General features: G+C 64.1%; 22 protein-coding genes. 9 read left to right on the forward strand and 13 right to left on the reverse strand.

The annotated features are described in order from the left end of the window. Positions 1-346: 346 nt before the first annotated feature. The 4 genes from AU185_RS19465 to AU185_RS25720 all read right to left on the reverse strand — a co-directional run bounded on the left by AU185_RS19465 (position 347) and on the right by AU185_RS25720 (position 5,244). Complete coding sequence (locus tag AU185_RS19465; RefSeq protein WP_059101249.1) at positions 347-3,220, reverse strand: MMPL/RND family transporter; 2,874 nt, start codon at positions 3,218-3,220, stop codon at positions 347-349. Further along, positions 3,217-3,663: an MmpS family transport accessory protein gene (locus tag AU185_RS19470; RefSeq protein WP_172800406.1), complete on the reverse strand. Its 447-nt coding sequence runs from the start codon at positions 3,661-3,663 to the stop codon at positions 3,217-3,219. Before AU185_RS19470 ends, AU185_RS19465 begins: the two co-directional genes overlap by 4 nt. A gap of 136 nt (positions 3,664-3,799) precedes the next feature. Next, the gene (locus tag AU185_RS19475; protein WP_059101250.1) at positions 3,800-4,393 is read right to left on the reverse strand and encodes a TetR/AcrR family transcriptional regulator; all 594 of its coding nucleotides are present in this window, start codon (positions 4,391-4,393) and stop codon (positions 3,800-3,802) included. Between the two features lie 647 nt (positions 4,394-5,040). Next, positions 5,041-5,244: a hypothetical protein gene (locus AU185_RS25720; protein ID WP_231740412.1), complete on the reverse strand. Its 204-nt coding sequence runs from the start codon at positions 5,242-5,244 to the stop codon at positions 5,041-5,043. A 63-nt stretch (positions 5,245-5,307) separates the two neighbouring features. Between AU185_RS25720 and AU185_RS25725 the strand changes: the two genes are divergently transcribed. The 3 genes from AU185_RS25725 to AU185_RS19485 all read left to right on the forward strand — a co-directional run bounded on the left by AU185_RS25725 (position 5,308) and on the right by AU185_RS19485 (position 7,806). After that, on the forward strand, positions 5,308-5,904 hold the full coding sequence (locus tag AU185_RS25725) for a hypothetical protein (RefSeq protein ID WP_231740413.1): 597 nt from the start codon (positions 5,308-5,310) through the stop codon (positions 5,902-5,904). 55 nt (positions 5,905-5,959) lie between these two features. After that, on the forward strand, positions 5,960-6,190 hold the full coding sequence (locus tag AU185_RS24850) for a FitA-like ribbon-helix-helix domain-containing protein (RefSeq protein ID WP_082683987.1): 231 nt from the start codon (positions 5,960-5,962) through the stop codon (positions 6,188-6,190). Positions 6,191-6,654: 464 nt separating this feature from the next. Continuing rightward, positions 6,655-7,806 (forward strand): serine hydrolase domain-containing protein, encoded by a 1,152-nt coding sequence (locus AU185_RS19485; RefSeq protein ID WP_059101252.1) that lies wholly within the window; start codon positions 6,655-6,657, stop codon positions 7,804-7,806. A gap of 16 nt (positions 7,807-7,822) precedes the next feature. Here AU185_RS19485 and AU185_RS19490 read toward each other — a convergent pair whose 3' ends face one another. Beyond that, positions 7,823-9,442, reverse strand: coding sequence for a peptide chain release factor 3 (locus AU185_RS19490; protein ID WP_059101502.1), 1,620 nt, complete (start codon positions 9,440-9,442; stop codon positions 7,823-7,825). Between the two features lie 135 nt (positions 9,443-9,577). Between AU185_RS19490 and AU185_RS19495 the strand changes: the two genes are divergently transcribed. After that, positions 9,578-10,339: an SseB family protein gene (locus AU185_RS19495; protein WP_059101253.1), complete on the forward strand. Its 762-nt coding sequence runs from the start codon at positions 9,578-9,580 to the stop codon at positions 10,337-10,339. Positions 10,340-10,547: 208 nt separating this feature from the next. Here AU185_RS19495 and AU185_RS19500 read toward each other — a convergent pair whose 3' ends face one another. The 4 genes from AU185_RS19500 to AU185_RS19515 form a co-directional block, all read right to left on the reverse strand. After that, complete coding sequence (locus tag AU185_RS19500; RefSeq protein ID WP_059101254.1) at positions 10,548-10,841, reverse strand: hypothetical protein; 294 nt, start codon at positions 10,839-10,841, stop codon at positions 10,548-10,550. A gap of 89 nt (positions 10,842-10,930) precedes the next feature. Then, positions 10,931-11,350 (reverse strand): hypothetical protein, encoded by a 420-nt coding sequence (locus AU185_RS19505; RefSeq protein ID WP_059101255.1) that lies wholly within the window; start codon positions 11,348-11,350, stop codon positions 10,931-10,933. After that, positions 11,350-13,134 carry an Rv0964c family protein gene (locus AU185_RS25230; RefSeq protein ID WP_059101256.1) on the reverse strand — a complete coding sequence of 595 codons (1,785 nt, stop codon included), beginning with the start codon at positions 13,132-13,134 and terminating at the stop codon, positions 11,350-11,352. The genes AU185_RS19505 and AU185_RS25230 overlap by 1 nt, the downstream gene beginning before the upstream one ends. A 9-nt stretch (positions 13,135-13,143) precedes the next feature. Then, positions 13,144-13,458, reverse strand: a complete 315-nt coding sequence (locus tag AU185_RS19515; RefSeq protein WP_059101257.1) for a WXG100 family type VII secretion target — start codon at positions 13,456-13,458, stop codon at positions 13,144-13,146. An 827-nt stretch (positions 13,459-14,285) separates the two neighbouring features. Here AU185_RS19515 and AU185_RS19530 point away from each other — a divergent pair. From AU185_RS19530 to AU185_RS19540, 3 genes are read left to right on the forward strand one after another with little or no spacing between them, the layout of a single operon-like run. After that, positions 14,286-14,570, forward strand: coding sequence for a WXG100 family type VII secretion target (locus tag AU185_RS19530; RefSeq protein ID WP_059101260.1), 285 nt, complete (start codon positions 14,286-14,288; stop codon positions 14,568-14,570). Between the two features lie 3 nt (positions 14,571-14,573). After that, the gene (locus AU185_RS19535; protein ID WP_059101261.1) at positions 14,574-15,944 is read left to right on the forward strand and encodes a WXG100 family type VII secretion target; all 1,371 of its coding nucleotides are present in this window, start codon (positions 14,574-14,576) and stop codon (positions 15,942-15,944) included. Continuing rightward, the gene (locus AU185_RS19540; RefSeq protein ID WP_231740415.1) at positions 15,932-16,705 is read left to right on the forward strand and encodes a PH domain-containing protein; all 774 of its coding nucleotides are present in this window, start codon (positions 15,932-15,934) and stop codon (positions 16,703-16,705) included. The genes AU185_RS19535 and AU185_RS19540 overlap by 13 nt, the downstream gene beginning before the upstream one ends. 30 nt (positions 16,706-16,735) lie before the next feature. On the opposite strand, the gene AU185_RS19545 is transcribed toward AU185_RS19540, so the two are convergent. Then, entirely contained in the window at positions 16,736-17,755 is a 1,020-nt protein-coding gene (locus tag AU185_RS19545; RefSeq protein ID WP_059101262.1) for a TIGR03617 family F420-dependent LLM class oxidoreductase, read from the reverse strand. A gap of 447 nt (positions 17,756-18,202) precedes the next feature. After that, positions 18,203-19,423, reverse strand: coding sequence for an oxygenase MpaB family protein (locus AU185_RS19550; RefSeq protein ID WP_059101263.1), 1,221 nt, complete (start codon positions 19,421-19,423; stop codon positions 18,203-18,205). Between the two features lie 71 nt (positions 19,424-19,494). Between AU185_RS19550 and AU185_RS19555 the strand changes: the two genes are divergently transcribed. Continuing rightward, entirely contained in the window at positions 19,495-20,127 is a 633-nt protein-coding gene (locus tag AU185_RS19555) for a TetR/AcrR family transcriptional regulator (protein WP_059101264.1), read from the forward strand. A 79-nt stretch (positions 20,128-20,206) separates the two neighbouring features. On the opposite strand, the gene AU185_RS19560 is transcribed toward AU185_RS19555, so the two are convergent. Then, positions 20,207-22,552 carry an AAA family ATPase gene (locus AU185_RS19560; protein WP_059101265.1) on the reverse strand — a complete coding sequence of 782 codons (2,346 nt, stop codon included), beginning with the start codon at positions 22,550-22,552 and terminating at the stop codon, positions 20,207-20,209. Positions 22,553-22,633: 81 nt separating this feature from the next. On the opposite strand from AU185_RS19560, the gene AU185_RS19565 reads away from it, so the two are divergent. Continuing rightward, complete coding sequence (locus AU185_RS19565; RefSeq protein WP_059101266.1) at positions 22,634-22,990, forward strand: hypothetical protein; 357 nt, start codon at positions 22,634-22,636, stop codon at positions 22,988-22,990. 6 nt (positions 22,991-22,996) lie between these two features. On the opposite strand, the gene AU185_RS19570 is transcribed toward AU185_RS19565, so the two are convergent. Next, entirely contained in the window at positions 22,997-24,361 is a 1,365-nt protein-coding gene (locus AU185_RS19570) for a flavin monoamine oxidase family protein (RefSeq protein WP_059101267.1), read from the reverse strand. Positions 24,362-24,372 lie beyond the last annotated feature (11 nt).

Raw genomic sequence — 24,372 nt, forward strand, 5'->3', positions numbered from 1 at the left:
CACCTCTGGAAAGTAGCGGCGTTCTTTTGAGGGGCTAAAGCTATTGTCACGGCAGTGCCTTCCTGGTGTACTTGCAAACCCTCGATGTCTCGCCCCCTGTCCGGTACCCACGGGGGCGGTCTCTCGGCCGGTCGCTCCGACTTATTCCTCTGCCACGAGCGACCCAGTCTTTCAAACCTGGAAACAGCTTCAGAGTCAGCGGTTCAGAGCTTTCGCACGTCGATAAGCATCACCGCGGGGTCGACGGCCGTCAGCACCCGGTAGGTGTCTTCGGAAAGTCCCCGCGATCCGGCGCGGTCCGGGCAGCCCGTGGGCGCAAAGCAGTAATAGGAGCCCGTGCGCAGGTCTAGAACAACGACATCTGTCGCGTGGTCCCGTCCCCGAACTTCTGCGGCACCGGCCGCTGCCGCACCACCACCGGCCACCAGAACCATCGTCCGAGCAGCGCGGCGATCGACGGCGTCATGAACGACCGCACAATCAACGTGTCGAACAGCAAGCCCAACGCGATCGTCGTGCCGACCTGCCCGAGCACCCGCAGATCGGCGAAGATGAATGACGCCATCGTGAAGGCGAACACCAGGCCCGCCGCCGTCACCACCGAGCCACTGCCCGCCATCGACCGGATGATGCCCGTGTTTATGCCAGCGTGGATCTCCTCCTTGAACCGCGAGACCAGTAGCAGGTTGTAGTCCGACCCCACCGCTAGCAGCAGTGTCACCGCGATCAGCAATACCACCCAATACAACTCGATGCCTAAGATGTGCTGCCACAACAAGACCGATAAGCCGAATGACGCGCCCAACGACAACGCCACGGTGCCCACGATCACGAGCGCGGCAACGAGGCTTCTCGTGATGAACATCATGATCAGCAGAATGAGCGCCATCGCCGCGATCCCCGCGATGATCAGGTCGTATTTCGCCATATCGGCGATGTCCTTGAAGGTGGACGCCGTTCCGCCGATGTAGATCTTCGACCCCGCCAACGGCGTTCCCTTGACCGCCTCCATCGCCGAATGCCTAATCGCATCGATATGCGAAATCCCTTCGGGCGTCGCCGGATCGACGTCGTGCGTGACGATCATCCGCGCCGCCTTGCCGTCCGGCGACATGAACAACTTCATCCCACGGACGAACTCCGGGTTGCTGAACGCCTCCGGCGGCAGGTAGAACGTATCGTCGGTGTCCGACGCGTCGTACGCCGCACCCAGCTGAGTTGCATTCTCCAGCGCCGCCGCGGTCTGATCGTAAAGACCCGCCGTGGTGGAGTGATTGGTCATCGTCAGATCGCGGTTGGTCTCCTGCGATTCGATCTGCGGCGGGATCAGCGCAAGCAGCTTCGGCTGCAGCTCATCAAGTTTGGCGATGCTGCCCGACACGTTCGCCAACTGATCGGTCAGCTCGTTGATGCCGTCGAGCGCGTCGAACAGCGAGCGCATCGCCCAGCAGATCGGGATGTTGTAACAGTGTGGCTCCCAATAGAAATAATTACGTATCGGCCGGAAGAAGTCGTCGAAGGTGGCGATCTTGTCGCGCAGATCCTGCGCCGTGGCGACCGTCTGCGCAAACGCCTCGCTCTGCTCGTGCGTGATGGCGCTGGACTGCTGCTGCAGCGCGTGCTGCTGGCGCAGGATGTTGATCGAGTCGTTGATGACTGCCACCTGCCGGATCATGTCGTCGGCACGGGCCTGCTGGAACGGCAGGTTGTTGATCTGCGCTGCGCTCTGCGCGCTGATCTGGAACGGGATCGACGTGTGATCCAGCGGCGTGCCCAAGGGCCGCGTGATCGACTGCACCTGCGCGACGCCATCAGTATGAAATACCGCCTTGGCAACCCGTTCCAACAGGATCATGTCGGTGGGATTGCGCAGATCGTGGTCGCTTTCGATCATCAGCAGTTCGGGATTCAATCGCGCCCTTGTGAAGTGGCGCTCCGCGGCGTCGTAACCCATATTGGACGGGGCACTGGCAGGCATATACCGGCTGTCGTCGTAACTCACCTTGTAGCCCATCAGCGACAGAAGTCCTACAAATGCGATCACCAGTGTGGCGACCAGGATCGGGGCGGGCCACCGGACAATCGCCGTGCCGATCCGCCGCCATCCCCGCTTGGCGGTTTTGCGTTTGGGCTCCAGCAGACCGAACCGGCTGCCCACCACGAGTACCGCGGGTGCCAGCGTCAACGACGCGGCCAGTGCGACGAGAACACCGATCGCGGACGGGATTCCGAGGCTCTGGAAGTATGGCAGCCGGGTGAAGTGAAGGCAGGCCACGGCGCCGGCGATGGTCAAACCCGACCCGAGGATCACGTGCGCCGTTCCCCGGTACATGTCGTAGAAGGCGGCCTCGCGGTCCATGCCTTCGTTGCGTCGCTCGTGGTAGCGGCCGAGCAGGAATATGACGTAGTCGGTGCCGGCAGCGATGACCAGCAGTGTCAAGATGTTGGTCGAATAGGTTGACAGGCCAATGACTCCGGAGTTGGCAAGGAACGAAACGATGCCTCGTGCCGCCGCCATCTCGATCAGCACCGTGATGAGCGCGATGATCATCGTGACCGGTGAGCGGTAGACGATCAGCAGCATCACCGCGATCACCACGACGGTCAACACGGTGACCAACACGGTGCCTTCGCTACCAACCTCGAACTGATCGGCGACCTGGGCTGCCGCGCCGGTGACGTAGGCCTGGATGCCCGGTGGTGCAGGAGTTTTGGCGATGATGTCACGCAGCGCGTCGACGGATTCCAACGACAGCGCCTCGCCCTGGTTGCCCATGAGAAACACCTGGACGTAGGCGGCCTTGCCGTCAGCGCTCTGCGATCCGGCGGCGGTGAGCGGATCGCCCCAGAAGTCCTGCACGTGCTGGACGTGCCTGGTGTCCTCGTTGAACCGTTTGACCAGTTCGTCGTAATAGGCGTGGGCCTCGGCGCCGAGAGGCTGGTCACCCTCGAGCACCACCATCGCCGCGCTGTCGGTGTCGAACTCATGAAACACCTCACCGATGCGCTGAAACGCTTGCAGCGACGGCGAATCGGGGGAGCTCAGCGCCACATTGTGTTCTTCGCCGACCTCTTCGAGCGGCGGCACGAACACGTTCGTCAGAGCGGCGACGGCCAGCCAGAACAACACAATCGGCACGCATAGCCTGCGGATCCACTTGGCGACGCGATCGGTCGACGTCAGGCGTTCGGCCTCCTCCGTGCCCGTCTGGGTCCTCATCCTGACTTGTCCAAGCAGTAGGTGTATGCGTTCACCGCGTTGACCGTTCTCTCGTCCTTGACGACGTCGTCGATCCTGATCCGGCAGCCGATGGAGTCGCTGTCGCCCTGTGCGGAGACATTGACGAAGACGGCCGGTTGAGTGGTGGTCGCGTCGTAGACCCAGGGAAGAGCCGCGTCGTCGACCCGCTGTGGTTGGGCGTCGATGTCGGTGTACGTGATGGTCGCGACCGTGCCCGGGGGACCGAACACCTCCATGACGACATGCTTCGGGTTGAATGGGACGATCTCGTTCGCGGCGTTATCCGGCGTCGACGTGACGTCCTGCGAGCCGAAGATGCCGTTCAGCCGGTAGACCGCGAATCCCGCCACCGCGACGACCATCACCGCCACCAGAAGCATCCAATGCCGCATCAATCGGCTTCCGATCGAAACCCGCTGCATCCGCGGCCCTTTCGACGAGCAGTCACACGTTGACGGACGGCGTGACACCCTCTCAGCGGGTATCAACGAACTTGACGGTACGGTACGGGACCGTTTCCTGACAAGCCGTACGTGGTTCGTTCACTGGATAGACAGGTCAGTCGTTGTGGCGGGTGAGGCTGGGGATGAGCACGTTGTCGACGAAGTCCTGAATCGTGCGGCGCGTTGGCGCCCGGCCGGTGAGGACGGAGCGGTAGATGAGGTAACCGGGCAGCACGTCCCAGAGGTCTTCGGTGATGGCGGAGGCGTCGATCTCACCGCGGTCGACGGCACGGGCAAGGACGCGAGATATCAGCGCCTTGCGCTGGCTGAGGAACTGCTCGTGGAGCATGGCGGCGAGGGTGTCGCTGCGGGAGATCTCCATGAGCACCGCGCGAATGGTGCTGGCATGCGTGCTGACGTGAGCGCTGATCTGCTGCGCGAGTCGTAACAGGTCGCCGCGCAGCGTGCCGGTGTCGGGGTCGACCGCGACATGTCGGGTGCCCTCGACGAATGCGGCCAGCACGAGTTCGGCCTTCGTCGGCCAGCGTCGGTAGAGGGTGGCCTTGCTGGCGCGCGCGGCCGTGGCCACCGCGTCGAGGCTCAACCGGTCGTAACCGTGTTCCTGCAGGAGTTCCAGCGTCACGCCGAGCAGTTCAGCTTCCCGCGGCGACCACGGGGACTCCGTGCCGCCAGCGGAACTCCGAATCACGCGACCCTCCGTCAACTCCCCAGCCGGCTTCAGTCATCTTCGCGAAGCGCGTTACACAGAGTGTCACAGTCACTTGGTGGCTATCGGCCATATCGGAGTGCTCACTCGTAGCCGCTCGAATCCTGTTGCCGTCGCGGGCTGGCAGCGCGGATGCGCAGTAGGGCACTGGCCATTACGGTCCAGCCAGCGACTAGTCGCAGCTCGCACATGCTCCGGTCAAAGACAGCTGCATACCGCAAGCGCAAAAGTCGGCCTCCCGGCGTGTACTGCATGGTGATGTGCCGCCGCGGTGATGAGGCGCTGGACGCCAAGCGGCTCTGAGCGGCGCGGGCGTGGCATGTCACTCCGTGAGTAGCGTCCGCGATATGAGTAACGGACGACGAACACGCTCGGCCAAACAGGCTCGACGTGACGTGCGGCGGGCGAAGAAGCGAAACGACAAAGGTTCGGCCGACTGGACACTCAGGGACGCGATACGTCGTTCCTTGGCGGGGCACCCACTCGGCCTGCTCAGCATGGCCAGCGTGGTGATTCGCGTGGCGAAACCCGAACCGCTGCTATCGCTGAAGTCCGACCGATGCGATACGGATTATCTGGACAGGGTTCTCGACGGCTTGATCGGTGTACGGAACCGGGAGATTACGGCGCTATTGGCCGTCGTCGCGGAACTTCTCGTCGACGATCCAGCGCAACAGCTCCGATGCCGACACGAACTGGCCGAACGAGGCGAGCATCTGCCGCAATGGATCACCGCTTTGTCGCAGGCCGACATCTACCGGGCGGTGCGCAGGATCAATGTCTTCGGCGATGTTGACGAACTCGTGGTCGGTGTTCGACTCGCTGGTGGTCACGAGCTGACGATTGCGGTCCGGATCGACAACAACATGTTCTCGAGCATTGCCGATGCAGGAGCTGTGCCTGATCCGATCGACGAGACGCTTGCGCAGTTGGCCGAATCCAGCAGCGATGTCCAGGTTCTCGATATGAAGCTGGGCGACGCACGCGTGTGGATCGAGCATGCACTCGCCAAGCCGACATTTGCACCTGAGACCGACACTTGGCCGCTCTACCGAGCACTGGTGCGGTGGATGGTCGAACTGCTACCACAGGGCGGCGAGCACCGGCCACCGGCCATGGACTGGAAGGCGGCCGAGGAGCTGTGCGGCAGGTTCTTCGCGACTGGTTCCGCGGCGCCGTTCACCGACGCCGGTCATCGGGAGCTGCTGCTGGAGCTTATCGAGACGGGGACGGGTGATCCGTTGCGGTGGAGCGCGGCGCGCGTCGAACACGCGATCGGAGGCACGCCCTACCTCGAGGAGCACATTCCGCTGGAGGTGATGCTGGACACGCCCGACCTGCTACGCGCGTTCATCCCATTCGCACACGCGCAGAGCGGCATTCGAGACGAACTGACGTCAGGAACAATCGCCATAGTCGACGCGCTGAGGTCGAGCTACAGGCGGGAGGTACTCAGACAAGCCAAGTACTGGTATCTCGACGATGCGGTCTAGCGGTGGAGACCCTCGAGTCCCCGACACACTTGCATTGTGGCGCCATAATGGCGCCATGCCCAGTGTGCAGATCAAAGATCTTCCGGACGACACTCATCGCGTGTTGCTTGAGCGTGCTGCGCGCGCACATCAGTCCCTGCAGGAATATCTTCGGAGCCGCTTGATCGCCGATGCGAATCAGCCGACGTTGGAGGAGGCATTCGACCGTCTCGCGACACGACGCGGAGGCAAGGTGTCGTTCGTAGATGCTGTGAGTCACCTTCGGGCAGAACGTAATCGTCGTTGACGCCAGCGTTCTGGCCGTCGCGCTCGGCGATGGCGGGGCCGATGGGAGCATGCCCGCGTCCCGTCTGACCGGCGAAGCATTGGCCGCGCCGGAATTCGTCGACCTTGAAACCGTGTCGATGTGTCGCCGGCACTTCGCAACGAAGCTGATGACAGCTCGGGTAGCTGCCCTTGCCGTTACGGACCTCGAGAACGTACCGTTGCAGCGATCGCCCCATCGGCCGCTGCTCAAAATGAATTTGGGAGCTGCGCAACGGTGTGCTGCGTACGACATCGCTTACGTCGCGCTTGCCGAAGCTCTCGATGTTGTTTCGGTGACGGCCGATGCCCGCCTGGCGCGCGTCCCGGCAGCAGATGCGAAATCGAGGCGATCTCGGGGCACGATTCCGCGCGATGAAGTTGCACCGAATCGGGTCGGTACAGCGATTATGCGTGCAATGATTTTCACGAGCGAAGGAGCGCCAGATGGGCTTCGAGCGAATCGACGACCTGCTGAACGGTGTGACCGCCGATGGGTCGCTACATGGCATCGCCGCGACGGTGGTCGGACGCGACGGCGTCCTCTACCAGGGTGCGGCCGGAGATGCGAAGCCCGACACGATGTTCCGCAACGCGTCCATGACGAAGGCCGTCGCGACCACCGCCGCGCTGCAGCTCGTCGAGCAGGGCCTCGTCCGGCTCGACGCGACCGTCGCGTCGATCGTGCCCGAGTTCGGCGAGCTCCAGGTGCTTGATGGCTTCGAAGGTAACGAGCCCGTACTGCGCCCGCCCAAGTCACAGGCGACTGTCCGCCAGCTGATGACCCACACGGCCGGCTGCGGCTACCACTTCCTCAACGAGAAGCTCTTCAAGTACTGCACTGATTACGGCTTCCCGCACGTGCTCACCGGGATCAAGCAGAGCATCAGCGCGCCGCTTGTGCAGGATCCCGGCACGGTCTGGGAGTACGGCGTCAGCACCGACTGGGTCGGCATGGTCGTCGAGGCCGTGAGCGGCCAGACGCTGGGCGACTACCTCGCCCAGCACGTGTACGGCCCGCTCGGTATGACCGACTCGACTTTCGCCCCGAGCGACGAGCAACGCGAGCGGTTGCTGCCGACCCTCTCCCGAGCACCGGACGGCAGCCTGGCGCCGACCACGATCGACCTTGACGTCGAGCAGGAGTGGGATGCAGGCGGCCACGGGTCCTACGGGACGATCGCCGACTACGGCCGCTTCGTGCGCGCCTGGCTCAACGGCGGCGAGCTCGACGGCGTGCGCATCCTCAAAGCGGAGACGGTGGAGCTCGCGTTGCGCGACCACCTCAACGGGGTGCCACTGCCGAAGAAGCTGGAGCCGACCGTCCCCGAGTTGGCTAACCCGGTCGAGCTGCTCGACGTGCCACAGGGCTGGGGCCTCGGGTTCCACGTGTACCTCGTCGACCTGCCCGGCATGCGCAGTGCCGGGTCGGCCGACTGGTCGGGGCTGTTCAACAGCTACTACTGGATCGACCGCACGGCGGGGATCGGGGCCGTGATCGCGACGCAGCTGCTGCCGTTCTTCGACGGCAAGATGGTCGAGACGATCCTCGGCTTCGAAGCCATGGTCTACGCGGAGCTCGGTGCGGCGGTCTCCTGAGCGGTGACGGCAACCCTTACGCCGCGACCAACGACCCGAGCTTGACTTCAGGGTTGTCGCGTTGGAAGCCTTCCAGCCGCCATGGGGTGGAGAACAGCACGAGCATGACACCGTCGCTGCGGGTCAGCACTTCCGCCGACACCTGCTTGTCCATGAAATCGGCGTCGGCGGGTTCGACGATCCGAGCGACCTGATACGGCAACGACTCCAGCGCGATCGGGGTGCTGAACTCGGTGGCCATGCGGTGGACGGCCACCTCGAACTGCATCGGGCCGACCGCGGCGAGCACGGGTGCCTGGTCGCCGCGACGGTCCGAGCGAAGCACCTGAACGACGCCTTCCTGTTCGAGCTGCTCGATGCCGCGGCGGAACTGCTTGTGCTTACTGGGGTCGGTGCCGCGGGCCACCGCGAAATGCTCGGGGGAGAAGCTCGGTATCGGCGGATACTGCACGGGGACATCGCGATACAGCGTGTCGCCAGGGCGCAGCGCGGCGGCGTTGGCCAGCCCGATGACATCACCGGGCCACGCGGTGTCCAGGGTGGCGCGTTGCTGGCCGAACACCGATTGCGCGTACTTGGTGACAAACGGCTTGCCAGTAGCGGCGTGGGTAAGGACTTCCCCGCGCTCGAAGGAGCCCGAGACCACCCGCGCGTAGGCGATGCGATCGCGGTGCGCGGAGTCCATGCCCGCCTGGACCTTGAAAACGAACGCGCTGAACGGTGATTCGGCATCGCGTCTGGCTCCGCCGACGTCGAGTGCTCCGCTCGGTGGCGGGGCCAGCTCGACGAGCACATCGAGGAGTTGATTCACACCGAAGTTCAACGCCGCCGAGGTGAACAGCACCGGAGTGGTTGCGCCGCTGAGGAACTGCGCACCGTCGTAGTCGGAGCCATCGGCGGAGAGCAGTTCGCTCTCTTCGACGGCGTGCTCCCAGTCGGCACCGGCAGCGCTGTGCGCGTTTTCCGCCGCGATGTGTTCTTCGGGAGCCGCGGTGGCCCCGCCTGCGGTGCGGGTGAACCGGATGAAGTTTCCCGTCCGCCGGTCGAGCACGCCTTTGAAGTCTCCGGCGATGCCGACCGGCCACGTCAATGGAGTGGGGCGCAGCCCGATTCGAGCCTGAATCTCGTCCATCAGTTCCAGCGCGTGGCGGCCGGGACGGTCCCACTTGTTGATCACCGTGATGATCGGGATCCGACGGTGCTTGCATACTTGAAACAGTTTCAACGTCTGCGGCTCAAGGCCTTTGGCGGCATCGATGAGCATCACCGCGGAGTCGACGGCCGTCAGCACCCGGTAGGTGTCCTCGGAGAAGTCGGCGTGGCCGGGGGTGTCGAGCAGGTTGATGACGCAAGTGCGGTACGGGAACTGCAGAACCGTCGACGTGATCGAGATGCCCCGGGCCCTCTCCATCTCCATCCAGTCGGACACCGTCGCGCGACGGCCCGCCTTGCCGTGCACGGCGCCGGCCTCAGTGATGACCCGGGCGTGCAGCGCCAGCGCCTCGGTCAACGTGGACTTGCCGGCGTCGGGGTGGCTGATGACGGCGAAGGTTCTGCGGCGGTCCGCCTCGGCGGAGATACGGCCAGGTGGCGAGGGGTGGGCGGCCGGGGCAGTAGCCAGGGCATTATTGGTCATAACGTCAGCGATGGTATGGGTCCCCGGTACGAACCAGCTAATCGAGTCGAGAAGCCGGTTGACGGTGAGCATTGCCCCGGGACGATCCCCGTGCCTTCGCCGCCGCGCCGCAGCCTAGGAGGATGGTCCGACACCATGGAGTTGGTCGACAATTCGACTGTCCGCCGGGCTGTCGGTGAATTCGCTGCCCAGCCTGACCAACGACGCGCGATTGAGGTGCTTCGGTCGTGCATGTACGGCGAGTTACTCTTCGACCTCACCGGGTCAGACAAGCAAGTGGACAATTCGTTTCCGCGCGGATCCCGGATCCAGATCCGCGGCGGCACAGGGCCGGGCGGCGGTCGGGCGCTGTTTGCATTCACGCGTCAGGAGGAGATCGCTCGCCTGTATCCACCGGGCACTGAGATTCAGTCGATGGTCACGCCCGCGGCCGGCGCGCTGGGGTTGGCCCGGCAACAACAAGATTCCTGGCTCTATATCGATCCGGCAGGTCCAACGTGTGCGTTGTCGGCCACGGACTTGGAGTTCGCCTTGCGTAATCCGAACAACGAACCATTGAAGACGACGCTCGCCGCGCTGGATGCCGGTCGCACCGGCAGGCGGGATGTCCTGGAAGTCCTTCAGAGAGAGGGCCCGATGTTGCTGGGTGCGGACGAGAAGTCCGTCGCGGGCAAGGTGCTCGTTCGTTCGATGGCCATGGCCGACGGCTCAACTGCTCTGGTCGGCTTTACCAGCGCTCCAGAGGTCGTCGCGTTCAACCCAGCGGATGCTGTCGCGGCCCTCAGTACGCTCGAGGTGCTGGAGATGGTTCACAGAAACGGCTATAGCGGAATCGTCATAAACCCCGCCGGGCCATCAATTTCGTTCTCCAAAGCCGAAATCGGGGCCAACGGATAGGTGTCAATCGGGCGGATTGATCTCACACCATGGTGCCGCGTCCTAGTAGTTACCGCCATTGCGTCTGGCTTCACCTATGTATCCATCGTGCTGTCCGGCTCACTTGTTCAGGACCACGCTTTCGTCAAGTAGTTGCGAGCTGAGTCGGTGTTGCGCCGAAATGACGTCGGCTGCCGTTCTCGACTCCTAGGTGGTTGCAGGCCGGCGATTAGCGGAGTTGCCAGCCTACGCATCGGCCGATTTCCTCGAAGGCTGCCGATGACAGTTCAGGATGCCGCTGGCTGAATCTTCCGATGACGTCATTGACGCCTTCGGCCAAAGTCATGGTTCCCCAATCAATCGGCATCGCAACCGCTTTGCGGACTAATTCAATGACTCGGTCGGCGGCGACGTTACCCTCGTCCTCTCCGTAGCGATCGATAAGCTTCTGCCGGTCCACCCGGGGTATTGCGGATTCGCTCATACCGATGAGGACCGCTTCGTTAATGGTGTCCGTGTCCATTCCGGGCGGAACGGACTGTACTTCATCGAAACAATCGTCAGTCACCGTCGTTTGTCCGCTCGGTCAACTGGTCCACAGTATAGCTCCAACTATTTTGGTTTCTGGATTCCAGCGTGCGCCGCCTCATAGTATTTCAGAATATTGTCTCGAACCCACCGCAACTCCTCAGCGCTGGTCTTGGTCTCGAAACTTACGGTCTTGATCAGTTCTTCGAGGGGCACGTCAGGCATCGGAGCAAATTTCGTGAGGTACTGCCACTTAAAAGATGCATCGTGAGGACCGAATACGTTGGGTGCATCCAGCGGCGCAATCATGCAATTTACGCTGCCCTCGCGGGATGACTGATAGATCTGAACCTTGCAATCTGCGGATTTGTAGTAGACAACAGAACCATGCCTACCGCCTTCATCGACATGATCGTCGACATTATCTAAAGTGAACCCAAGATCAGACAACAGAGGGCCGACTATGGACTCCACTTCAGTCGGAAAGTGATCAACCATGTCCATCAACTTCCTACTCTCACCCATGAGTTTCCAATTCGCTCATATCCGTATGCGGGTGCATTCTGGATCAGATACTTTATCTCCTTTGCGGAGAACGAATTAGGGTCGGTGCGGATGACGTCTTCGACCGACGAGAATCTCGTGCCTTCAACGACATAGTCGATGCGTGGAACGCCGCCCTCCAGCTGAGTCTTGAGGAACTGCTCGTTGACCTGCCACCCGAGTGCGTCCGCCTCTGGTCTGCTGAGGCCATGACCGATAGCGCTCCAAGTATCGGGTCCTGTGTCGTAGTAGATACCGCCGTTCTTCCTGGCTTCACCTATGTATCCATCTTCTGGTCCGGCCCACTTCCCCAGGACCACGCGGTCTGCATTCCCGGTGTCGGAATTTGGACTTGGCATGTGATGTGTAGAGAGATCTGCGACTTGGCGGGCGAGCTCAACTGTGGGCTGGCCATTCACGTAGGCCTCGTTGAGGCTTGATGCCACAGCTGGAGCGTCAGGCGAGTAGCCGTCAGAGTAATCCCATACGGCAGGTGGTGATTGATCGCCCGCTGAGGGACTGAGCGGAGTTGGCTGATCGACCGTCCCTGGCGCACTTGGCGTATCGATGACATCGTCGGGGATGGCCGCCCGAGCGCCGTGGGCGGCCAGGGCGGCTTCACCGCCGAACATGGCACCCGGCGCGGTGATCGCGGTTTCGCCGGCGAGCTCACCAAAGTAGTGCCCGGGGTACTTCGTCAAGTGCTCGATTTCCTCGGTCCAGGAGTCGACGGGGTTGGTGATCCGTTCCCAGGTGCCCTTGGCCGTTTCGGACCAGGAGTCCTTGAACTCCTCCCATCCGTTGGCTCCGATGAGGCCTTTGATGCTCTCCTCGGTGTTGAACCAACCTTCGGCGAACCCGTCCGAGACGCTGGGCGGCGGCACCGCTTCATACTCGGTCGGCTTCGACGCGGGAAGGGGTTTCTGCGCTGCAGCGACGATCGCGTCAAGTCGCTGCTCGATCTGCTCTGGCGGCACACCATCGCGCAGCATCGCCTGCCGAGCGAGGTTCTTGAACTGCTCGACCTTCGCCGGGTCCATCGGCAGTGGCCCGGCTGGGGCGGCCGCGACGTCGTCGGCGGTCGGCGACCCGGGCTGATGACCGGGCTCGCCCGTGAGCTGATCCAGTGCACTATCGAGACTGTCCGGTGGGGACGAGGGTTCGCCGGGCTTGGGTTCTTTACGCTGTTCGCCGTTCTGGGGTAGCAGCAGCTCTTCTAGTGAAGAGGCCGTCTTCACTGCCGGCTCGGTTGTCCCACTGGCAGCCGTTATTGCCCCCGCCAGGTCGGCGTCAATTCGCTCGCCGTCGGCAAGCGCGGCGCTGATGCGCTCTTGTAGATCGGTGACCTTGGCCGCGACCTGCGCGGCGTATTCCTCCGTCATGTGACTGGTGTCAGGGGGGATCACCTGATTGGTCGACTCGTTGATGACCACCACGGGCTGAGTGGCCGCGTCGTCGAGGATGCGCTTGATCGTCTCGGCGAGATCTTCAGCGTCCTTATGGACCAGTTCCATCCTGGTCGCGGCGCTACCGAGATTGTCGGCCAAGCCATCGTGGTCACTCGCCGTGGCCGTCATCGCGGACTTGGCCGCATCCGCGCCCTTTCCCTCCCAGGTGGAGACCGTAATCAACGAGCGATATAACTCAGCGGAGTTGCTGTGGTTAGCGGCTGCTTCACGCGCTGATTGGGCTAGGTCGGCGATCTCGGGAGGCCACTCTTTGAGCTCCTTCAAGTTCAGCGACACTTGGTCAACTCACAGCGCAGAACCCGCGTCGTCGATCGCCTGGGCACCGCCGGCATCGGTACGCACATAGCTGTCGGCCGCGTCGCGATGTCCCTGCGCGTGGCGGATGAAATGCTCGTTGAACTGCGTACCTTCGGCTTCCCACGCCGCCAGCATCCCCTGCAACGCGGTCGCTGCCGATCCCGAGCCGAGAGCCGCTTTGCTCGCCCGTGACTGAGCCGTTTGATGCGTCGCCCGAAAGGCGCTGGCGTGACCGTCGAGCTGGTCTGCCGCCATGCGCAGTTCTGTCGGATCGACCTTCAGCGGCTCGTTCGGATTCGACACCGTGCCCCCTTCCCTGTTTGCCGCACATTAACATCGCTGCGTTGCCCTCTGACGCGGCAGATTTGTCCGCGGGAGTTTGGTGGTCGTCGGATTCGCTTGGCTATCGGGCAAAGTGTTCGTAGGCACGCATGGGGCCTTGCTGTTCCTGTCCGGCGCTGCAGTCGACCTCGTTGCGTCCGCCGTGGCTGCCGCCGCACTTCTTCGATCAGGCTCTTCAAGCCTCATGGGGATGGCCCTCAGCATCGCAGGCTCGTACGGCGTGGTTCTCGTCGGCGGGCTTATCTATGGAGTTTGGATAATCCGGCGGTGAGTGAATCGGAGAGGATTTCAGCGGCGAGCTATGGCCCGGCGACTTTCGTTGCAGCACTTGGAAATACCCTCGTGGTCTGCTTTGTGACGTGGTACTTCGTTCCGTGGTTCGCACTCGTAGTGTTCACTGTCCCGCTTCTCTTGCTGGACTTTGTAATCGGTGTTGTATTCGTGATGCCCGGGCGCGTTGGGACAAGTTGGACGGGAATGCTCATCGGCTTGATCGCGGCTCCGCAACGTTACTTCTCTTCCTGCCCGGCCTCCTGTTAGTTCAGGCGATCAATCTGGTGTGACTGACCGGTGCGACTGATCAGCGTTCTGTAAACGTTCCGCGGGCGGTGTCCTCCCGACGTCGTCACGATTGCGCGAACTCGGTTCACTCACTATGCATGACCACAGCTGGGTGTAGAGAGCGCCGACTGGCCGCGGAGGTCGGTACTCACCGCTGAATTGGTGCGTCCCGGCCCCTCCGACGTGCTGGAGAATGGACGGGCCATCAATACGAGACAGGGGATTCTGTGCTTGTCGATCCGGAGATCCTGCGCGCGTTCGCCGGCCACGTAGACACCGTCAGCGGACGTATCACTGATGCCGCCGTGGGACCCACCGTCACGTCGGCGGCAGACGGGTTGCCCGGGTCGACAACACAGTGGGCGGCGAGATCGGTCGGGGAGCATTTCACTCAGATGGCCGACAAGCTGGCAGCGAATGTGGCGAAGATGGGTGAGGCCGTGCGCGGGGCGGGGGACACCTTTGAGGTGGCCGACGCGACACTGGCGACCAACTTCGATGGATTGTTCTGACCGATGCTGCCTTCCCGGCCGACTCTGCGGGGTTGGAATCCAGAGTCGTTGTCGACCTCCGCCGCGGCGATCAAAACGCGAGCACAGACAGTGGCCGATGCCGTGTCGGGTATCGATACGGCGTGCGCGCAGATGCCGGAAACCCGGGCATGGTCGGGAGCATCGCATGACGCCGCGAGTGCGATGTTCGGGCGAGCGGAGCGTGAAGCGTCGAAGTTCTCGGAATACGCCAGCAAGGTTGCGGCGGCGTTGAGGAGTGGCTCCGAGTCGATCGGTACTGCCCGCAAGACGCTGCTGGCCAAGGCCGACGAACTCGACGCCGGCCCGTTGAACGTCAGTGATCAATGGGTGGTGCTCGTCGATCCGGTCTACATGTCCGAGGAGGAGATGGCCAAGCTGCAGGCGTTGGCCCAGCAGGAGCAGGCCACCGTCAACACGATGCTGACAGCTGTCGGTGATGCCGACAACGCGACCGCGGACGCCGTCGTGGCCGCAGGCAACGAATTCGGGTTCGTCGAGGCGGGCCCGCCGACCGATCTGGGCGACATCATGTTGCCCACGGCGCAGCGCCCCCAGGATCAGGTGCCGGACCCGCGCACAGTCGTCGGCATGATGGCGCAGGACTCGATCCGCGCCGCCGATCAGCAGCAGAACGTCCGGGAAGTCATCGAATCCACAAACAAGCACGGCGAGGAGGTGACGACAGTGATCAAACAGGACGGCAGCAAGGCCGTCACCACCCGCATGGATCCTTTCGATTGGCCGAGCAAGCAGAACTTCTACCAAATGGAGGAGTTCGACAAGGATGGCAATTTCGTGGCCCGGACGAGTTCGTGGCATGACATGGGGACCGACTGCGATTACACGTCGATCACCTACGCCGACGGCTCGAACTTGACGATGTCGATGGACCCGACTGGACACCGGACCGCCGGCTTCACCACGGCAGGCGGTCGGCACAGTGCAGTGCCCGTCGAGTTGATCGACAATATCTCGACGGGTACCGGGGCTGCCATGTCGGGGCTGGAGAAGCACATCGTTCGTGGCGGCTCGTTGCCGATGCTCACCGCGGAGTCGGTCGAAAACATCGGGAAGACGATGAAGTTCGGCGGTCCAGCGCTGGGGGCGGCGACGACGGTGTTCGATATGGTGATGGCCGATTCGGGCAAGGAGCGGTGCGTCGCCCTGGTAGCCGGTATCGCGGGTGCCGGCGGCGGGTGGGGCGGTGTGGAAGCTGGTGTGGCGGTAGGTGCTTTGGGAGGACCTTGGGCGCCGATCACCGTACCGGCCGGGGTGCTGATTCTCGGGGGCCTCGGAGCTTTCGGTGGTTCCGAATTGGGCAAATTCGTTGGAGATGTCGTATGTCCGTACTGAACCTCCCCGAGCCGAGTAATTGGGCCAAATCCGGCAAGCTGCCGTTGTGGGCGATTCTCGGGTGCCTCGCGATCATTACCTACATTGCGGTTCTTGGAACCTTGGCCGCCCTCCGCGGCAATTATCTGACGACGGTCTTGCTGTTCGGTGTCCTCACGATTCCGCTGTTGATCATGGCGATGGTTCTGTTTGGTGCCACCGGGAGGATAAGCGTCCGGACAACTAGCGACGCAACGGGATTCACGGTATGGCCAGACAAGCGGCTTGGCGCACTGTACTTTACTGCGCTCGTGATTGCGGTCCCGGCGTGCCTGCTGTTTGCACTCTTTCTTCCGCGTGGAGTGCTTGACATTCCCATTTCCCGCGGCCTGCAGATCTTCTCACCACCACTCTTCATCGTGGCGGCTTTGATCGCAGTTATCGGCTTGGTTGCCGGGGTGCGGCGAGGAGGCTTCGGACATCTCAAGTTCACCCCGGCGATGATCGAGATCGCGGACGTCCTCAGGACAAGGGTCCTGGAGTGGGACGACATCATCGATGTCACAGACCATTCGGAAACCAAGAAGGCCGGTAGATCGGTGGTGCTATGTTTGCGTGACGGCGGCGAAGAGGTCGTCGGCGGCCTGAACCTGTACATACCGACCGGGGTGCCGCTCTACTGGATGATGCGGCACTACTGGAAACATCCCGAGGACCGGATGGAGTTGGTGGATAGCCGTGCGGCCGAGCGGCTTCGAGATGGGGAATTCGCGCTCGACTGATGGCGACCGACAGGTATGCCGCGACCTGAGTCAGCCGCGCTGGGTGATGCGTTGCGCCACCTCGCCGTAGCGTTCGAACCGCCCCGGGTCTGCGAGCGCGTTGTACAACACGATGCGTGACGCCACATCGCCGTACTTCTCGACGAGCGCGTCCGCCAAGCCATTCCACGTCGACTCCGTCGCGAACGTCGCGATGTGCTCGTCGCTGATCTGTGCCGCCATGCCTTGGTAGTCGCCGGCCTTCTGCTTCTCCCGGATCCGCGCCGTCGTGCCCTCGAAGCCCGCCTCGTCCCAGATGAACGCATAGTTCGGCGTGCTGCCGTAGAAGCTCATGCTCGCCCGCACCAACTCCCGTTCCCGATGCCGCTCCTCATCGGTGTCTCCCACGATCGTCATCACCGGCACGATCACCGCGATGTCATCCGGCGACCGCCCCGACTTTGCCGCGCCCTCAGCAACATTCGGCATCACATGCCTTCCGATGTACCCCGGCTCGCCGAGCGGATGCACATGGATTCCGTCGGCCACCTCTCCCGCCATCCGCAACATCCACGGGTTCACCGCCGCCACATCTACTTTCGGATCCGGCGCGTCTATCGGCCCCGCGCTCCACTGCGGCGTGATGAAGTCCAGGCTGTAGAAGTCGCCGTGATGTTCCAGCTTGCCTGTCCGAAACGCGTGAAAGCACGCTTTCACCGCACGCACGTAATCCCGCAGCCGCGGGCCCGGGCGCTCGAACTCCATCCCGTATCGCCGCACCACGTGCGTGCGCACCTGCGTGCCCAAGCCCAAACGAAATCGGCCGCCCGTCGCCTCCTGCAACTCCCACGCCGTCGCCGCCGTCACGAACGGACTGCGCGGAAACGCCACCGCGACTCCGGTCGACAACTCCAACCCCGGCGCCGCCTCCGCCGCCACGGCCGCGTTCAGGTACGGCGTGCGACCGGTCTCGGTGAACAGCAAGCCAGAGAACCCGGCGTCCCGTGTCCGCCGGGCCAGGTCACCGATTTCTCGCAGCGGCTGCGGAGTCGTCATCACGTCGACGTGCACGGTGGAACAGTACGTCGATTCGCTCGCCGGCGTGTGCACTGCCGGACCATAACGTGTCGCATTGCGTTTGAGAGCGAAGAGTCGCGGGTCCGTCACCGTCGCTTTCGACGTCGCCACAAGAGGAGTGATGATCAGAAGCTAGCGGCGACCTCTTCGTGTGGATACCCGGCCCGCCCGAGGGCACCACGCGACCCTAGTGTCCTGAGTCGTTACCTCGTCGTCAGTGAGAATTCGAGGTTCGCGCGTTCGGTGTGGTCCGGTTTCGGCTTCCTATGCTCGAGATTGCACACACGGCTGTGGTCGTCTTCTCAGATCAGCACAACCCTGGATGCAATCTCGGCGCTAGGACCATTTCGCAGACCAGCACCCCCGGCCACGTGCGTGCGTACAGGCACCCCAAATACTGCTCCAAGCTAACGACTCACGATACTCGCGCTACTGGGCCGTTTACGCGACCCGGCTGACGTGTGCGGCGGACTCGCCGATCGTCGCCTCGTCCTCGCCGATTATCGTGCGCAGCCACGCTTTCTGCTCGCGGTCGCCGCGCACGGCCGCGCGCTCCATCCCATCGGGACGCACCAGCGCCGCAACGCTGCGCACCAGATTCACCGGCAGCCGCACCACCGGATACCACGGCACGACATACGGCGACAGCCCCAGCGCCCGCATCGCGCGTGGCCCGAGAAATCCGCTTGTCACCGACAGGTGCTGAGACCGCGCAATGCGCCGGCGTAGCCCAGACATGCTGCGGTACTGCCACACCATCGGGTCGTCGGCCATCGGCATCGCCAACTGCTTTGTCGACTCGTCGGGCTCCGACAGCGCCGACACCGTGTGATAGAGCACCCGGACACTGTCGCGGAAGTCGCGCGGCAGCCACTCGTCGTCCACCCCGATCAGCCATCCGACATATCGGGTCAGATGCGCGATCGCCTCATACTCCTTGGGCGCCAACACCAATCCCATTCCCAACGCGCCCACCGGCGGAGCGATCAGCGCGCCGACCAACGTCGCCGCCATGTCGGTCTGGTTGACCGGAACCCCCCAGTCATCGCCCTGCCAGTCCGGCATCGCGGCCACATGCCGGCGTACGAACGCGTGGATCAGCCGCACCCGGATCGTCGACCGGTAGCCGATACCCAACGGCGCCATGCCGTCCTCGGAGATGATGTCCAACGCCCACTGCATCGTCTCGGCGAACCGCTTGTTCGAACCCTTCTCCAGCGCGCCCGTCCGGATCAACGTCTTGTTGAACCCGGAGAACTGGTAGCCACCGAGCAGCGACACGTCACGCGCGACGTACATACCGTCGGCGCCGCCTACACGCAGCGCACGCTGTCCTCGCCGCACGAGATCCCAGTCGACCCACTCGGGCACCGTCTCGACCTCAGTGAAGAAGGCGCGCAACGGTTCCGGTGCCTCGGGCACGCTGGCGATGCCCGACGTGAGCGCGCGATCGAACAGTGGCCGCGTCTGCTCCATGCCCGTCGCCGACATCCACTCGACCAGGCGGTCCATCGGCTCGTCGCCGATGTTGAGGTTCGTGCCGAGCTTGGCCCACCGCTCACCCGACGGCGCTTCGATGCCCAGCAGCGTCGCGAACAACCGGACGGCCGCCGGGACGGGGCCCGGCTTCGACGGATGACGGGCCGGAACGGGCTGATTCATCGCGTCTCTCCCTCGAGCACTTCTGATAACAACCGTTGTCCAAAGCTAACGCGCAGGTAGAGTCCTTGTCAATGAAGCGCGTAGAGGTGGTGCGTGACTACGGCGGCGTGAGCGCAGATGACCGTCGCACCGAACGCCGCCAGAGGCTGCTCACCGCCGCGCGCCGGATATGGGGGACCTCCGGCGTCACCGAAGTCACCGTGCGCGGGGTCTGCAGCACCGCGGGCCTGACCACCCGCTACTTCTACGAGCAGTTCCCGAATCGCGAGGCCATCGTGTTCGCCGTCGCCGACGAGGTCCGCGACGAGTTGCTCACGGCGCTGGTCAACGCCGGCGTCGGCGATCCCGGCACGCTCACCGACAAACTGACCTCGGCGCTGACGGCGTTCCTCGAGATCATCGCCGCCGACCCGCACATCCACCGCATCGCCACCGGCGACGTCAGCACGGTCGCCGGCCTGGCCGAACACCGTGCCGGCATCCTCGACCACATCGCCGCGTTGATCGTCGAACTCGCCCCCGAAGTCCTCGGCGCCGAGACGCCGGAACCCGAGGTGCTGCGCCGCAGCGCTCTGTTCATGGTCGGCGGCGCCAACTATCTCATCGAAACCTGGCTCAAAGACCCGAAGGAGACGCCGGCCGAACTCGCGGCCATCGTCGCCGATCTGTGCGTCGCGGAGGTCAAAGGCTTAGGCGCCGCGTAACGATTCGTCGAGCAGCGCGACTCCGTCGCGCCACGCGTTGAAAATTGCTTCGACGTGGTCATCCATTACACTACCGACGTCATCGGCCCTCGAGCCAGGCGAAGAACTCCTCGACGGTGAACACCGGCTTGCCGAACGCCTGCGCCTTGCGCGCCTTGCCCGATTGCGTGCCGGCCTCGGCGGTGACCAGCACCTCGCATCGCGTCTTGGTCACCGAGCGCACCGGCGCCAAACCCGCCGACGCGGCCAGCCGTTCCATCTCCTCGCGCTCCACCACGCGGCCCGCCTGATCCAAAGCCGTTCCGGTGAAACAGATCCGCGCACCCGGCACCAACGCAGAGCCGATGTCGTGACGCTCGACCCCTACCGCTCCGCTCACCACGTCGACGCCCAGCAGGGCCGAGGCCTCGTGCAGACGCGCCACGACGTCGTCGGGCAACAGCGCCCGTGACGCCGCCGCGCGCAGTTGATCGGCCACCGACTGCCGGGCGGCCGCGTCCCACGACGACTCGTCTCCGGCCACCTCGTCGGCCGACGCTCCGCCCAGCACCACCGCGCCGACTCCGCGGCTGACCCGCAGCACCGCCGACAACGCCGGCAGATGATCGGCCGTCGGAGTGGGGACGGCGTGATCGCGGCTGACGAGCAACCCCGAAACCGATTCCTCCGGTTCGGGTTCCTCGAACGCTGACGAGCCTTCTTCGATCTCCGCCGACGCCAAAGCCGTCAGCGCCGACTGCGCCCGCTCCAGCGCCGTACGCCCGGTCACCCGCGCGCGGCGCAGTTCGACGCCCAGCGGCATCATCGCGACATGACCGAGCCGCTTGAGCTCGAAGTCGATCAGGCCCAGCGTCTCGTCCACCGACACCCCGACCGGCGTGCAGCCCGCGAGCATGGGTGCGGTCACCGCCCACGCCTCGCGCAGCGTCGGCGCCAGCAGCACATCGGACACGGTGATGCCGTACGCATTTCGCGCGTCGGCGAGATCGCGCTGCGGGTTGATCAGCGTGGAGACGGCGGTGCCGTCGTCGAACGCCACCGCCAGCTCCACCGGTCGCGGACGCGACATCCGGCCTTCCTCGCCGACGGTGAGCATGCCGATCGCACAGTACTTCCGGGCCGTCGAGCCGCCGGCCGAGGTGCGCAGGAAGCGGGCGATCCGCCGGTCGGTCTTCAGATCCTTCGGCAGCACTGGACGTTTGAGCACCAGCCCGGCCAGCGAAGTGCAGCGGCTCAACGCCACGTACAACTGGCCGGTCGAGAACATTCCGCCGGTGAGGTCGACGACCACCCGCTCGAGCGTCTGGCCCTGGCTCTTGTGGATGGTGATCGCCCACGCGAGTTTGAACGGCAGCTGCGTGAACGTCCCGATCACCTCACGACGCAGCGACCCGCCGTCGACCACCGGGCGGGTGGCCTCCCACGTGAACGGCGTGACGTCCGCGCACGATCCGTCGGCGAACTCGACCTCGACGACGACGCCGTAACGGTCGTAGCCGACGCCGACCACCCGTCCGATCGAGCCGTTGACCCACCGGTCGCCCTGGTCGTTGTTGAGCATCATCACCTGAGCGCCGACCTTGAACCGCAGCTCGTCCTCGATCGGCTTGTCGAACAGCGTGAGATCGCCGGACTCCCTGGCGCGGTGCAGCATTTCGTCGCCGTCCAGCCGCTCGAGCTGTTGTCGGTTGCGCGCGGTCACCAGCCGATTGGTGGGCGCAAGCGTCAACCAGAACTCGTCCTCAGGCGGCGCGAAATCCTTGTCGGCGCGGGCATTGAGCTGCTCCTGCGCGTGGCCGAGCAGTATGCCCTCGCGAATCTCGTTGAGAATGGCAGTCATCCGGTCATCGCCGAGCTGGCGGAACACCGTGGTCAGCGAGACGGTGGGAAAGTCCTCGCGGGCGAACGTGCGGGTGGAGAAGAAGTACGGCGTCTCGTAGACCGTCGAAAAGTAGCCCTCTTCGCCGTCACCGACCACCGGCGGCAACTGGTACAGGTCGCCCACCAACACGATCTGCACTCCGCCGAACGGAGTGCCGGGCTCGGGACCGAACCGCTCCAGCGCGGTCGCCACCATGTCGAAGACGTCCGCGCGAACCATCGAGGCCTCGTCGATGATCAACGTCTGCAGCGACGCCAGCGTCTTGGCGAATCGGCCCGGCCGGTACTCACCACCGGTGACGTCGGACAGCGTCGTCGTGGTGCGGAACCCGAACAGCCGGTGGATGGTGTACCCGTCGACGTTGAGCGCGGCGATCCCGGTGGGCGCGGCCACCACCACATTGCGATCGGTGCCCGCCATGAAGTGCCGGATCAGCGTGGACTTGCCGGTGCCTGCCTTGCCCGTGAGGAACAGATGCCTGCCGCCGGCGAGCAGTGCCAACGCCTCGCGAAACTCGTCGGTGAGGATGAGGTCCCCGCTCACGGCTGCACAGTACCCGCAGCCGAGGGGCGCGCTCGGCGCCAAACCTTGTGCAGGCCCAGGCCCGCTGCATAAGCTCTGCCCATGGAACTACTACGTAACGTAGTTGTGCTTCTGCACATCGTCGGCTTCGCGGTGACGTTCGGCGCTTGGGTCGCCGAAGCCGCGGCCCGACGATTCCGCACCACCCGCGCGATGGATTACGGCATCTTGGTTTCGCTGCTGACGGGCTTGGCGCTCGCCGCACCGTGGCCCGCGGGGATCGAGCACAACTACCCGAAGATCGGCGTGAAGCTCGTCATCCTCGTGGTCCTCGGCGGTGTGCTCGGAATGAACAGCGCGAGACAGCGGCGCACCGGAAATCCCGTGCCACGACCGCTGTTCTGGTCGGTCGGCGTGCTGTCCTTCGCCGCGGCCGCCATCGCTGTCTTGTGGGTGTAGCCGCGCTCACGCCACCGCCATCGCTTCGCGCTCCATGACCTCCGTCGCGGCGCGCTCGCCGGAGCGCACGGCGCCGTCGATGAACCCGTACATCACCGACGCGGTTTCGGTGCCGGCCCAGTGGATGCGGCCGCACGGCTCACGCAGCGCGGGACCGAACTCGGTGAGCACGCCCGGCGGTGTGTGGGCGATCATCCCGCCACCGGAGTAACGTTCGACGGACCAGTTCTGCTCGATGTAGTCGAGCGGCGAAAGCGCCGGGGTGCCAAACCTTTCCGCGACCGCGCCGAGCACCGCGTCCTTGCGTTCGTCGTCGCCGAGCTTGCCGATGCGGCGCGCCTCCGGCCCTTCGGTGATGACGGTCAGGATCCCGGGAGTTCCGGAGTCCGTGCACGAATCGATTGTGAGGTTCGCCGGTGAACCCGGCGCGAACGACTGACCGGACAAGCCCTCGGCGCGCCAGAACGGGTCGTCGTACAGCAACGCGATCTTGTAGACCGCTCCGCTCGGCATCCGCTGATGCAGGAACGACCGGTCGACGGGAAGCATTGGCTCATAAGAGATCTGGGCGGCGATCGAAATCGGCGCGGCGACGATCACTCGGCGGGCGTTGACCACCATGTCGTCGGAATTCACCACGACCCCGTCATTGCTCTGGGCGATGCGGCGAACGGGTTGCGAGAGGTGGACGGTGTCGCCGAGTTCGGCCGCGACTGCGCGATGGATGGCGCCCATGCCGCCGACGGGGCGCGCGTCCTCGGCCGCGTCCTTGACGCCGAGCACGAAGCTCGGCCCACCCGCCGCCGCCATCTGATAGAGCACGAACAGCAGCGAGATCTCCGACGCGGCAGACGTGTACAGCCCGGCGACGGCGCTCTCCAGCAGTTCCCGCGCGGGTTTGGACATCGTGTGCCTGTCCAGCCAGGCCGCCCAGCTGAGCTTGTCCCACTTCTGCGCCTTGGGCGCGGTCCACGGTGCGTGCACCGGAATCGATTTGCACATCTGCGTCAGCTCGAGAAACACCGCGCCGATGTTGGCGACCGCCCACGGGCTCATCGACAACGGGATCGTTCCGGTGTACCGGTACTTCTTGCCGTCGACGAGCATCATCGCGTCGCCGTCGGTGTATTGCTTGTAGCTGGCCACGTTGAATTCGTTCATCAGCGCGTAGATGGCGTCCTGGCCGGGCCCGATCCACGCGCCGCCGCGGTCGATCCAGACTCCGTCGTCGCGCACCTCGGTGAACGTGCGCCCACCGACGCGGTCGCGCGCCTCCAGCAGCGCGACTGAATGACCTGCTTGCTTCAAACGCAACGCCGCGGTCAAACCGGCGAACCCGGCGCCCACCACGCAATAGTCGACGTCTGCCATGAGCGGCCCCT

This window comes from Mycobacterium sp. GA-0227b, assembly GCF_001499855.1.
Taxonomy (GTDB): domain Bacteria; phylum Actinomycetota; class Actinomycetes; order Mycobacteriales; family Mycobacteriaceae; genus Mycobacterium.